Source organism: Flavonifractor plautii ATCC 29863 (assembly GCF_000239295.1).
In the GTDB taxonomy this organism is placed as follows: domain Bacteria; phylum Bacillota; class Clostridia; order Oscillospirales; family Oscillospiraceae; genus Flavonifractor; species Flavonifractor plautii.
Genome location: NZ_JH417817.1, coordinates 1 through 12551 on the forward strand (window position 1 = coordinate 1; position 12551 = coordinate 12551).

9 protein-coding genes are annotated in these 12551 nt (G+C 60.6%); 3 read left to right on the top strand and 6 right to left on the bottom strand.

The window, feature by feature from the left end; genetic code table 11:
* On the top strand, positions 1 to 2700 hold a 2700-nt coding region (locus tag HMPREF0372_RS20145; RefSeq protein ID WP_007493501.1), incomplete at its 5' end, for a hypothetical protein.
* A 67-nt stretch (positions 2701 to 2767) separates the two neighbouring features.
* On the opposite strand, the gene HMPREF0372_RS13485 is transcribed toward HMPREF0372_RS20145, so the two are convergent.
* The 5 genes from HMPREF0372_RS13485 to HMPREF0372_RS13505 form a co-directional block, all read right to left on the bottom strand.
* Positions 2768 to 3121 carry a hypothetical protein gene (locus tag HMPREF0372_RS13485; protein ID WP_024723381.1) on the bottom strand — a complete coding sequence of 118 codons (354 nt, stop codon included), beginning with the start codon at positions 3119 to 3121 and terminating at the stop codon, positions 2768 to 2770.
* Between the two features lie 621 nt (positions 3122 to 3742).
* Positions 3743 to 5470 (bottom strand): phospho-sugar mutase, encoded by a 1728-nt coding sequence (locus tag HMPREF0372_RS13490; RefSeq protein WP_007493505.1) that lies wholly within the window; start codon positions 5468 to 5470, stop codon positions 3743 to 3745.
* Between the two features lie 117 nt (positions 5471 to 5587).
* Positions 5588 to 6076 carry a 23S rRNA (pseudouridine(1915)-N(3))-methyltransferase RlmH gene (gene rlmH, locus HMPREF0372_RS13495; protein ID WP_007493507.1) on the bottom strand — a complete coding sequence of 163 codons (489 nt, stop codon included), beginning with the start codon at positions 6074 to 6076 and terminating at the stop codon, positions 5588 to 5590.
* Positions 6073 to 6861 carry an MBL fold metallo-hydrolase gene (locus HMPREF0372_RS13500; protein WP_050810502.1) on the bottom strand — a complete coding sequence of 263 codons (789 nt, stop codon included), beginning with the start codon at positions 6859 to 6861 and terminating at the stop codon, positions 6073 to 6075. Before HMPREF0372_RS13500 ends, rlmH begins: the two co-directional genes overlap by 4 nt.
* Positions 6862 to 6936: 75 nt before the next feature.
* Positions 6937 to 8229 (bottom strand): UDP-N-acetylglucosamine 1-carboxyvinyltransferase, encoded by a 1293-nt coding sequence (locus HMPREF0372_RS13505; RefSeq protein WP_039997569.1) that lies wholly within the window; start codon positions 8227 to 8229, stop codon positions 6937 to 6939.
* A gap of 489 nt (positions 8230 to 8718) precedes the next feature.
* Here HMPREF0372_RS13505 and HMPREF0372_RS13510 point away from each other — a divergent pair, with 489 nt between their 5' ends.
* On the top strand, positions 8719 to 11445 hold the full coding sequence (locus tag HMPREF0372_RS13510; RefSeq protein WP_007493514.1) for an S-layer homology domain-containing protein: 2727 nt from the start codon (positions 8719 to 8721) through the stop codon (positions 11443 to 11445).
* Entirely contained in the window at positions 11417 to 11632 is a 216-nt protein-coding gene (locus HMPREF0372_RS13515; protein ID WP_039997571.1) for a hypothetical protein, read from the top strand. Before HMPREF0372_RS13510 ends, HMPREF0372_RS13515 begins: the two co-directional genes overlap by 29 nt.
* Positions 11633 to 11699: 67 nt before the next feature.
* Here the strand turns inward: HMPREF0372_RS13515 and HMPREF0372_RS13520 are convergent, their stop codons facing one another.
* A complete protein-coding gene (locus HMPREF0372_RS13520) occupies positions 11700 to 12158 on the bottom strand; it encodes a hypothetical protein (protein WP_039997572.1) in 459 nt (152 codons plus the stop codon).
* Positions 12159 to 12551 lie beyond the last annotated feature (393 nt).

The window sequence follows — 12551 nt, forward strand, 5'->3', positions numbered from 1 at the left end:
ATCCAGAGCTACACCACCAACAACTACCCCATCGTTTACAGCGATCACCGCACCATCCTGTCCGACAAGTACGGCGTGATCAAGGTGGAGGGCGTTGTCACCGCCAATGAGTGGGCCATCCTGGACGACGACACCGATACCGCGCTGCAGGAGGGCAAGACCCGCATCTACAACCCCGACGGCATCCTGTCCACCACCGGCAACACCGCCGTGGCCCAGGATTCCAGCGCCAACGTGAAGACCCAGGTCTTCAATGTCAGCACTCCTGTTGATATGCTGGGTAAGGCCGTCACCATGTACGTGAAGAAGACCACCATTCTGGCCGACTCCACCGTGTATGGCGCTCCTGTGGTCTCCGACGTGAACACCGTCATTGAGACCGGCGAGAAGGTCACCGGCGGCGACTCCAAGGACGACGACTCCCTGGCCGCCCTGCTGAAGGGCACTGGCCTGGCCACCGATAAGGCCACCGAGTATTACCACAACTATGAGGAAGTGGCCATTGACAGCGCTGATGTGGACGATATCATGAACGTGAAGGGCGCCGCCCTGACCGTCATCGACAACGACAACGACGGCTATGTCAACTATGTCATCTCCGTGGAGAAGTCCCTGACCCATGTGTCCGGCGTCAGCTCCAAGAACGAGACCACCACCCTGTACGGCCTGCCCGGCGACGATGTCATCGACAACGAGGATATCGTGACCACTGCCACGGATCTGACCAAGGGCGACGTGGTGCTGGTTGTCCAGTACGGCGGCCGTACCTATGTGGAGGAGCCCAAGACCGTTACCGGTGAGATGGAGCTCTTCAACGCCAAGAACAAGGACGACAACAAGAACTACATCAAGGTCGGCGGCGAGGAGTACAAGCAGGACGGCCTGGAGGTTCTGAGCAACATCAACAAGGATAACCCCGTCAAGTTCCTGATCTCTGAGTGTGACGATAAGGCCAACGGCGTGCAGTTTGACGCTCAGTACGACTTCTTCCTGGACGACTTCGGCAACATCGTGGCCTTCCGTGAGGTCGAGGGCGCTCCCACCCAGTACGCTCTGGCTCTGGACTCCGCTTACTCCATCAACGGCCTGACCACCACCGGCCAGATCAAGCTGCTGCTGGCGGACGGCACCTCCAAGGTCTATGACGTGGACATGGACGCCACCGCTGACCGCTTTGAGGATCTCGCCAATTCCGACGACAACAGCACCAAGGACAGCGCGGTTGAGACCTGGTTTGGCAGTGCGATCACCGACGACAACTCCATGGACGCCGTCCTGAAGTTCATGGGTTCCGATGACGCTACCGCTGCCGGTGCCAAGACTAAGGGCTATGCCTCCGGCAACTTGGTGGCCTACACCATTGACGACGATGAGGTCGTGACCTTCGGGCCTGCTGAGCTGGATGACGGCGTGATCGTCAATGGCACCAGCAAAAACTATATCAAAGGCGACAACTACACAGAAAGCGGGAAGTCTACTTTCTTCCATAGTAGCCAGACCGAGCTGAAGGCTGATGTTGCCAGAGGCGATGTCGACCTGCGTCTGGAGAACAGCTCTGTTGATACCCACACCAACAGCTATGGTATCGACGAGGAAACCATTATTTACTACTATAATGGATCCAAGGGCTATGTGGCCGTGGGCTATGACAACATGGCCAAGATGATCGACGCTGATAAAGCGGGTGGTATCGATAACGGCAAGGTCCGCGCCTCCGTGGTGGCCTTCGACGATGCCACCGACGTTGCCGAGGTCATCGTGCTCTACACTGACCAGGCCAAGTTCGGCACCGACGCCTATGTCTATGTCATGAGCGTCTACGACAAGTCCGGCAGCGTGTATACCTACTCCGTCATTGACGAAGAGGGCAACGTTCTCCAGATGCAATCCAAGACCAAGGGAATGGCCGGCAAGCTTTGCACCTACACGACCGATGGCGACTACTACGTACTGGAGGCTCAGGCCGATTGTGTGTCTAACAGCAACAAGACCGCTACGGCTGACGTGGCCAACGACGTGGGCCTGATTGTTACCACCCGTACCAAGTACTTCAAGGTCTATGACTTCGACAAGGCAACTGATCTGATGTCCGATGACGAAACTGTGAAGCAGTCCTTCGTGAGTGGCGTCAATGACAACTCCAACACCGACTGGGAGCGCTATGCCGACAAGGCCCTGGTTATCGACGTGGAGAACACCGAGGTGGACGACAAGACTGCCGCTACCACTGAGTTGACCTCCGGTCAGTACGGTATCGTGGTGTACAACGATGACGGCCAGGCCGAGGTCGTGTATGTCACCGACACCTACAAGATGGAGGTTGACGTCGACGCTGGCGATGACGACAACGCCAATAACGACCGCATCACCTCCACCACTGTGGACGGCGTTAAGACTGCCAGCGCTGGCGACTATACCACCATCGCCAAGGCCGTTGCGAATGCCACCACTCTGCCTCTGTCTGCTGAGCAGGCCAAGAACGCTACTGTGACCATCACCGTCGACGACTCTGTTACCGCGCACGCTTCCGGTATCTTCACCACTGCGGCGGTCGCTGAAAATGGCACGGATAGTGATCTGACTAACCGCACTGACGATATCGCCAGTAGCAAGAATCTGAATAACGGCAACGTTATTGTGGTAAAGACTTGGGACGGCACCTTTGCCCGTTACTCCGCCTACATTGTTGAGGTTCAGTAATCTGGCATTGCTGTCAAACTCAAGTTCAAACAAGAATCCCCCGGACTTGTCCGGGGGATTCTTGTTATTATTGGAACGCCAAATACAGATATTCTCTCCCTACCTCGTTCAGATTGGCATTCCGATCATCCTGGACGCGGAACCCGCTGTCAGTCATGACCATATAAGCGGTGTCCCCGTCGATGGAGAGCCGCGGCTGGTTGTAGGACTGATATCCCAGCGAGACCAGCACCGCCGCGTGCCGGAAGCCCAGCTCCACCGTCAAATAGCTTCCGTTTCCGGTATAGGCGCCTTTGACCGTGTGGCTGCACGCGGCAATGGCCCCGTCAATTTTGGCGAAGTCCGCGTTGAAATCCGTCCGCAGGAAGCTGTCCTCCGATTCCCACTGGTGGAGCTGATAATGTTCGGTATAATTTGCCATGAATATTCCCCCTTCCGGGATATGAGAGTCCCCCACGCCCGGCGTACCGCCGGACGCGGGGGACTCCTTCTGCCGGACGCCCTGCGGGCGGGTGTGGGCACCCGCCCCTACGTCCAAGCGCCGCAAGATAGCCCGCCGGGAACGGAACCCCGGAAGTAGGGGCGGCTTTTATGGCCGCCCGCAGGCGGGGACAAGCCCCGCCCCTACGGAGCATTTTGCCGGGCGGTGCCTGCCGCAGCAGACCTCTGTAGGGGCCGATGCCCACATCGGCCCGCCCCTCCGGGCCACTGGCCAGCTCCGGGCGGGTGTGGGCACCCGCCCCTACACACAAGCGCCACAAGGTAGTCCGCCGGGAACGGAACCCCGGAAGTAGGGGCGGCCCTTGTGGCCGCCCACGGGCGGGGACAAGCCCCGCCCCTACGGGGCGAAGCGTTCCCGGCGGGGGCAAAAAGGGGGCGGCCGCAAGTGCCGCCCGTGCACAGGGTGTAAAATGAATTTTGGGGCGACACCGCCTCTGTTCAGGTTCCCGCTACTCCGGGAGGCTGGAAATCCGTGCTGCTCCCGACGTGAAAAAACCGGTTCCCCGGCGCGGACGCCGGGGAACCGGTTTACTCTATTCACTCACTTTTTCAGGCTCTCGGCCCAGGCGGCATACTTGTCCACCTTGGCGTCGCAGGCCTCCTTAGAGGCGTCGTTGGCCAGGATATAGACCTTGACCTTGGGCTCGGTGCCGGAGGGCCGGACGATGAGGCTGGTGCCGTCGGCCATCTCATAGCGCAGCACGTTGGAGCCGGACAGCTCCATGGTGCTCTTCGCGCCGTCGGCGACGTTGACCACGCTTCCGTCCTTGTAGTCCTTCTGCTGGAGCACGCCCACACCGGCGATCTCCACCGGGGGCTTTTCCCGCAGATTGGCCATCAGATCGGCCATCTTTTTCAGGCCGTCCAGGCCGGGCATCACCAGGTTCAGAGTCTTTTCACCGTAATAGCCGTACTTCTCATAGCAGGCCAGCAGGGCGTCATACAGGGTCATGCCCTGTCCGGCGTACCAGGCCGCCATCTCGGTGAGGGACAGGGCGGCGGTGACGGCATCCTTGTCGCGGACATAGTCGCCCAGCATGTAGCCGTAGCTCTCCTCGTAGGCGAAGATCACCTTGCCCTCCCCGGCGTTCTCCAGCTTGTCCTTCTTCTCCGCCAGGAACTTGAAGCCGGTAAAGGTGTCGTAGCTTTTCAGGCCGTTGGTCTCGGCGACCTTGCGGGCCATCTCGGTGGTAACGATGGTCTTGAGGGCCACGGGGTTGGCGGGCATCTTGCCGGCGCGCTGCTTTGCCCCGATCAGGTAGTCCAGCAGCAGCACGCCGGTCTGGTTGCCGGTGAGCACCTTGAACTCCCCGTCGGAGGTGCGCACCATGATGCCCACCCGGTCGGCGTCGGGGTCGGAGCCGAGGATAAAGTCCGCCCCCTCCTTCTTGGCCAGATCCACAGCCAGATAGAAGCCCTCCGGGTTCTCCGGGTTGGGGGAGACCACGGTGGGGAAATTGCCGTCGATGACCATCTGCTCGGGGACACAGATGACGTGCTTCATGCCCAGGCGGCGCAGGGCCTCGGGGATGAGCTTGTAGCCGGTGCCGTGGAAGGGGGTGTAAACCATCTTGAAGGTGTCGGCCACCTTCTCCACCGCGGCCTTGTCGTTGACCTGACCCATGACGTTGGAGAGGAACTTCTCGTCGGTCTCAGCCCCCATGACGGTGATCAGGCCCTTCTCCACCGCCTCGTCGTAGTCCATGCGCTTGATGGAGGCGAAGAAGTCCAGCTCCTCCATCTTCTTGGCGATGGCCTCGGCGTGGTGGGGGGGGAGCTGGGCGCCGTCCTGCCAGTAGACCTTGTAGCCGTTATATTCCTTGGGGTTGTGGCTGGCAGTAACGTTTACGCCGGCGATGCAGCCATACTCCCGGACGGCGAAGGACAGCTCGGGGGTGGGGCGGAGGGACTCGAAGATACGTACGGGGATGCCGTTGCCCGCCATGACGCCGGCGGTCTCACGGGCGAACTCCTGGGAGTGGTTGCGGCAGTCGAAGCACACCGCCACGCCGCGCTTCACCGCCTCGGGGCCCTCGGCCAGAATGACCTCGGCGAAGGCCTGGGTGGCGTGGCGGATGACGTGGATGTTCATCTGGTGCAGGCCGACGCACATGGTGCCGCGCAGGCCGGCGGTGCCGAACTCCAGCGGGGCAAAGAACCGGCTCTCAATCTCCTTCTCGTCGCCGGAAATAGAGCGCAGCTCCTCCTTTTCCGCCTCGCTGAGCGCAGAACTGCTGAGCCACTTTTCATAAACATCACGATAGGACATGGGACTAACCTCCAATATCTGAAATTCTGGCGTAAACGATGTACTGCACTGTGATTATAGCACAAAAATTCACCAATATCCAGCCTGTCTTTTGACGAATTCGGGAGATTGTCACGCCTACTTGTGGTAGCTGGAGCCTTCGTCGATCTTGAAGCTGCGGTAGAGCTGCTCCAGCAGCATCACCCGGGCCAGATGGTGGGGAAAGGTCATGGGGGACATGGACAGCTTGGCCCACGCCTGGGCCTTGAGGGAGGGGGCAAGGCCGTAGGAGCCGCCGATCAGAAAGGCCAGGCTGCTTCCCCCCCGGCTGCTCCAGTCGGACAGGAGGCCGGAGAGCTCCTCGCTGGAGCGCATGCACCCCTCAACGCACAGGGCGATCAGGCTGGCCCCCGGCGCCAGCCTGGCGCGGATGGCCGCCGCCTCCTTCTCCAGGGCGGCGTCGATCTGGGCCTGGGATGGATTGGACGGCAGCCGCTCCTCCGGCAGCTCCACCACCTGGAGCTTACAGTAGGCCGACAGGCGCTTGACGTACTCCGCCGCCGCGTCGATGTAAAATTTCTCCTTCATCTTGCCCACGCAGATGAGCTGCACCCGGATGCCCTTCATACCGTGTACCTCCGGCTCTTCTCGCTGCGGGGGGCCACCTCCAGCGCCACGTCCCGGCCCACTGCCGCGCCCCGGCGCTCCAGTACGCCCCGTACCACCTCGTGGGCCCGGGCGGGGGTGTTGTTCTCATGGGACAGGTGGGCCAGCACCACCGTGCGGGCGCCCCCCTCCACCGCCGTCCAGGCCAGCTCGGCCCCCGCCTCGTTGGACAGGTGGCCCCGGTCGCCCAGAATGCGGGCCTTGAGGTGGTAAGGGTAGGGGCCGGACTGCACCCACTCCACGTCGTGGTTGGCCTCGGCCACCAGGAGATCCGCCCCCCGGATGCCGCGAAGCACCGCCCCGGTCACATAGCCCAGGTCGGTGACCACCGCCGCCTTCCGCCCCCCGGCGGACAGGGCGTAGCCCACGCTCTCCGCCGCGTCGTGGGAGGTGGGGAAGCTCTCAATCGCCAGCCCGCCGACGGAAAAGCCCTCCCCCGGCGCCACAGGGCGGAGCAGCTCCTCCAGAAAGGCGATGCGGTAGCAAAGCTGCCGCCCCGTCCCAGGGCTGGCATACACCGGCAGCCTGAGCTGCTTGGTCAGGGTGGTCAAACCGGAGATGTGGTCGCTGTGCTCGTGGGTGATCAGCACGCCGGCGAGCTCCGTTGGCTCCACGCCCAGCTCCTTCAGGCCGGTGCAGATACGGCGGCAGGAGATGCCCGCGTCCACCAGCACGTGGGTGCGGCCGTCGGTCACCAGCAGGCTGTTGCCGCTGGAGCCGCTGGCCAGGGTACAAAGTTCCAGCACGGAATCGCTCCTCACTATGTAGTCTCTCTGCGCAAAAAAGGGCGGCGGCCTGCGCCGCCGCTCCCTGTTTTCTTTTTAGCCTACCTGGCTCTGCTTCTCCTCGTCCGGGGTGACCACCACGCGGATGTCCGCCCCCACGCCGGAGAGCTTGCGCACGATATCCTCGTAGCCCCGCTCGATGTGGTGGATGCAGCCAATTTCGGTGGTGCCCTGGGCCGCCAGGCCCGCGATTACCATGGCCGCCCCGGCCCGCAGATCGCAGGCCTGGATACGGGCGCCGGTGAGCTTCTCCACGCCCTCGATGACGGCGATCTTGCCGTCCACCTGGATCTGGGCGCCCATCCGCCGGAACTCGTCCACATAGCGGTAGCGGTTGTCCCACACGCCCTCGGTGAGCACGCTGGTGCCCTCCGCCAGGCAGAGGACGGCGGCAATCTGGGGCTGCATGTCGGTGGGGAAGCCGGGGTAGGGCAGGGTCTTGACATTGGTGCGGGTCAGCTTGCCGTGCCGGCGCACCAGCACCGCGTCATCCCGCTCCTCCACGTCCACCCCCATCTCCAGCAACTTGGCGGTGATGCACTCCAGATGCTTAGGGATGACGTTGCGGATGAGCACCTCGCCCCCGGCGGCGGCCACGGCGGTCATATAAGTGCCCGCCTCAATCTGGTCAGGGATAATGGAGTAGCTGCCGCCGGACAGGCGCTCCACCCCGCGGATTTTGATCACGTCGGTGCCCGCGCCCATGATCTCCGCGCCCATGGAGTTGAGGAAGTTGGCCAGATCCACGATGTGGGGCTCCTTGGCGGCGTTCTCAATGACGGTCAGGCCGTCGGCCAGCACGGCCGCCAGCATGATGTTCATGGTGGCGCCCACCGAGACGATGTCCAGATAGATCTGAGTGCCGCACATGCGGCCGTTTTTGGCCTTGGCATGAATGTAGCCGCCCCGCACGTCCACGTCGGCCCCCATGGCCACAAAGCCCTTGATGTGCTGGTCAATGGGCCGTCCGCCGAAGTCACAGCCGCCCGGAGGGGGCACCTCGGCGGAGCCGAACCGGCCCAGCAGCGCCCCAATGAGGTAATAAGAGGCGCGGATTTTCCGCGCCAGCTCCTCAGGCACACGGGCGTTGCGGATGTGGGAGCAGTCCACGTCCACCGTGGTGCGGTTGACGGTGCGCACATCGGCGCCCAGCTCCTGCAAAATATTCAGAATCAATGTCACGTCGCTGATCTGGGGAATGTTCTCAATGCGGCATACCCCGTCCACCAGCAGGGCGGCGGGGATTATGGCGACGGCGGCATTCTTCGCGCCGCTGATGTCAATATCTCCAAAAAGCGGCTTTCCGCCGTGGATCACATATTTTGTCAAAGCTACAACCCTCTATTCCTTCCGCCGCAGCCGTTTCCGGCATAAACGGTATCCAAGGGCCGGCAATTCACCGGCCCGGTAAACACAATTTAATAAACGCCTTCCATGGAAGTGCGCTCCAATACAAGTACATTATAGCAGATCTCTCCTTAAAATCAAAGCAAAATTCTCGTGTGCTCCGATTTTCTCTTCTCGTGCCTGTGATCCTTTGCTTTCAAAATACCCAATCTGCCGACTTTTATACCTCTTCTGATCGTGCGTGGGGTTATGTCTACCAAATGTCTACCAAAATGCAACGCAAAGCGCCTGAATTTTCAGCTTTTTCCCCAAGGAGTTTTTTATAATGTCTACCATACGTCTACCATGCGAACCTTTTGATTCTGTTTCCCCGCCTTTTATACCCCTATTCCCCGAAAGCTGCATTCTTTCCTCCCATGTAAGGGGCGTCATACGCCCCTAGGCTTCAAAATTCAGAAGGAGGAAATCCAAATGAGAAACCTCAAGCGGACTCTCAGCCTGGTTCTGGCCGCTGTCATGCTCGTCGGTATGATGGTCGTCGGCGCCTCCGCTGCGAGCAGTGATTTCGTCGACGGCAACGAGATCACTTACGCCGAGGCCGCGGAAGTCATGACCGCGCTCGGCGTGTTCGAGGGCACCGACAAGGGCGCCTTCGATCCTACCGGCATTCTGACCCGTGAGCAGGCTGCGGCCATCATCTGCCGCATGCTCCTGGGCGACGATGCCGAGAACCTGACCACTAACTCCACTGTGTTCAGCGACGTGGCTGCCGACCGCTGGTCTGCCGGCTACATCGGCTACTGCGCCCAGCAGAACATTCTGGCGGGCACAGGCAACGGCACCTTCAATCCTGAGGGTGAGCTGACCGGACTGGCGTTTGCCAAGATGCTGCTGGTGGCCCTGGGCTATGATCCCGCTATCGAGCAGTATGTGGGCAACGATTGGGCCGTCAATGTGGCCGCCGATGCCGTGGATGCCGGTATCGCCGTGTCCGGTGTAATCATGGCCGATGCCATGACCCGTGAGCAGGCTGCCCAGATGGCCTACCAGACCCTGGAGGCCGACATGGTGCGCTACGCCAGCCGCGGCACCACTATCCAGCAGCCCGACGGCTCCACCATCATCGTGGGCAACACTGCCGCTGAACCTGTCTCCAAGACCGACAGCGACTATGCCGGCGACAGCAACGACGATACCCAGCAGTTCTGTGAGCGTTACTTCGCAGATCTGAAAAAGGTCAACGGTGAGGACGACTTTGCCCGCCCCGCCAGCCAGTGGAAGCTGAAGAACGACATCATCGGCACTTATCCTGCTGAGGCTGACGGAACCTTTACTACCGCTGTGGATAAGGGCGACCTGTATGACGTGCTCGGCCGCACCGTCTACAACGATATCACCGCCTCTAAGCCCACTGATTTTTCTGTTTACGTGGATGGCGATCCGGTCAGCAACCCTGACGTGGCCGACTACTTTGTGAACAACGAAACCGACGACGCCAAGGGCACTGCCAAGGGCGTCCTGACCCAGGTGTTTGTGGACGACGACAACAACGTCATCCTGTCTCAGATTCACACCTATGTGGCTCAGGTGGACGGCGGCTACGACGAGGAGAACGAGGAGCTGGAGCTGGATGATCTGGGCCTGGATACCTTCCCCGCTGTCAATACCACCCTGTCTGCCGACGACTTTGAAAACCTGTCCGCATTTGAGGACGGCGATTATGTCCTGATCACCGCTGTGGGCGACGAGGTCAAGACCATTCAGGCTGCCGAAGTAGTCTCCGGCACTGTGACCTCCTACACCTCCAATAAGAACGTCACGCTTGACGGCACCAAGTACGAGTACAGCCAGGGCTACAGCAGCACCTACAACCTGAAGGATGACTACGATCTGGTCCTGGATACTTACGGCTACGTCATCTATGCTGACGGCGTGGAGGCTTCCAACGACTACGTGTTCATCACCAATGTCGCTCAGATCGGCGGCGTTAACAAGAGCTTTGAGGCTAAGGCCTACTTCGTGGACGGCACCACCGCTGTCATCGAGGTTTCTAACGCCGATGACCTTGAGTGGGAGAGCACCGACAAGACCAAGAACACCTGGTTCTCCTATGACGAGAAGAACGACGGCACCTATGAGCTGGGCAAGCTGAACAGCAATGATTCCGCTAGCAAGGACTTTAATACTACCGGCAAGATCATTGAAACCGGCGATGCCCGTATTTCTCTGGACAAGAGCGTCCGCCTGAATAACGACACCGTGTTCGTGATCCGCCGCGGCGACAACGTGAATGTCTACACTGGCATCCGCAACGTGCCCGACGTGAACGTCACCCACCTGGAGTCCGATGCCGCGGTTGAGGTCGTTGCGATCTTGGACGACAACGGCTATGCCGACTACCTGTTCATCAACGGTGAGACTGGCGAGCTGGGCGTGTCCGGCAGCGTGGCGGGTGACCGCATCTACATCCTGGACACCGATTACGAGTCCAGCCAGGATGCCGACGATAACAAGTACTATGTCTTTGACGCTATTGTCAACGGCGAGATCGGCACTGTCAACCTGAACAGCACCAGTGATGTGGAGGTTGGCCTGTACGGTAATGTGACCTACGACGCTGACGGCTATGTCAACACCAGCGATCTGAACCGCATCAACAACGCCGTCTCCGGCAACGACCTGCGCGTCTGGAACGTCGACTCCACGATCGCCTACTCCTCCGGCGTGCTGTCCTTCGACGGTGTGGATTTGGTTCTGGCCGACGAGTACACCATCTTCCTAAACGATGGCGGCACCGGCAAGACCACCACTCCCAGCCGTCTGGCCCGCGACTATGAGGACGACAACTTCAAGGGTGTGATCTCCGCTGTTTACGATGGCGACGCTGTGATTGAGGTCTATGTGGACGAGGACAACAGCGTTATCACCGACGAGACCGTGGCTGAGGTTGAGGAGGCCGTCTCTGATGCCGTGGTGAATGCGGATGGCGCTTGGGGACAGAACGGCGACCTGGGTAACTATGTTGCCCACGGCACCTGGAACTCCGACGGCACCAAGGTGACTGCCTCCTTTGAGCAGTCCGCTATTGATACCGAGTCCAATGCCATTACTTGGGATACTGCCCGCTTCCTGGGCTCCCTGCACAAGAACGGTGCTACCACCATCGTGTATGGACGGTGTGACCTATGTGTGGGATAAGGACGGCGGCCTCCAGGGCAGCAACTGGTATGATTCCAGCGACAAGGGGCTGACCACTGGCGACAACGCTAACACTCTGGTCAAGGCTCTGGCCGATGCCGGCATCTTTGACGGTGACGAGACTGCGACTGCTACTCTGACTGTGGACGGCGTGGACATCACTATCACTTTTAGCGTGTCCGAGTAATCCAATCAGAATTTACCCTGTGGGCGGAAAACCCCCGTGCGCTAAAGCACGGGGGTTTTTCTTTTTCTCAGCGCAAAGCCAGGTAGTGATAGCGGTCACGGTCGGAGTTGGAGAAAACCTCCTCGTCATAATCGTAGAATACCTGGAATCCCCCTGTAACGACGCGGAGAACCGGCTCGCCGGAGGTGGATTCCCAGTCCGTGTTTACCTCTGCCCCCTCCAGGGCCAGACCGCCATAACGCGAGCTGGTGTAATTGATCGGCCCGGAACCGGAGGCCAGCAGTACCGCCTTGGGGGAAAAACCCAGCTCAATGGTGCGGCTGGCCTCCCCGTCTCCGGTATAGCTCCCCGTTACCAGCTCGGATTTCCCGGCAACCTGCTCGGCAAGCGTATCCACCGCAGACTGTTCTGCCTTCCCGCCCAGCGCCCCGTCAATTTTGGCGAAGTCCTCGTTGAAGTCGGTGCGGAGAAAGCTGTCCTCCGGTTCCCACTGATGTAATTGATAATGCTCCGTATAATTTGCCATTCTCATTACCCCCTCTGGAGATAGGGGCACCCCCGCGCCCGGCATACCGCCGGACGCGGGGATCTTGTCTGCTGGACGGCTTGTAGGGGCGGGCTTGTCCCTGCCGCGGGCGGCCACAAGGGCCGCCCCTACGGGTGGAGACGTACGGGGACAGGCGGGGATAAGTCCTGCTTTGTATGGGCCGATGCCCACATAGGCCCGTCTTTCCGGGCCACCGGCCAGCCCCGGGCGGGTGTGGGCACCCGTCCCTACATACAAGCGCCGTGAGATAGCCTGCCGGAAATGGAACCCCGGAAATGTAGGGGCGGCCGCAGGAGCCACCCGCGTAACAGACCTTTGTAGGGGCCGATGCCCACATCGGCCCATCTCTCCGGGCCACCGGCCAGCCCCGGG

Bases quoted from the DNA above. Each gene is read 5' to 3' on its own strand.
- HMPREF0372_RS13520 (WP_039997572.1), bottom strand. From the start codon at position 12,158: ATGGCAAATTATACGGAGCATTATCAATTACATCAGTGGGAACCGGAG.
- HMPREF0372_RS13515 (WP_039997571.1), top strand. From the start codon at position 11,417: ATGGACGGTGTGACCTATGTGTGGGATAAGGACGGCGGCCTCCAGGGC.
- rlmH (WP_007493507.1), bottom strand. From the start codon at position 6,076: ATGAAGGGCATCCGGGTGCAGCTCATCTGCGTGGGCAAGATGAAGGAG.
- HMPREF0372_RS13485 (WP_024723381.1), bottom strand. From the start codon at position 3,121: ATGGCAAATTATACCGAACATTATCAGCTCCACCAGTGGGAATCGGAG.
- HMPREF0372_RS13510 (WP_007493514.1), top strand. From the start codon at position 8,719: ATGAGAAACCTCAAGCGGACTCTCAGCCTGGTTCTGGCCGCTGTCATG.
- HMPREF0372_RS13490 (WP_007493505.1), bottom strand. From the start codon at position 5,470: ATGTCCTATCGTGATGTTTATGAAAAGTGGCTCAGCAGTTCTGCGCTC.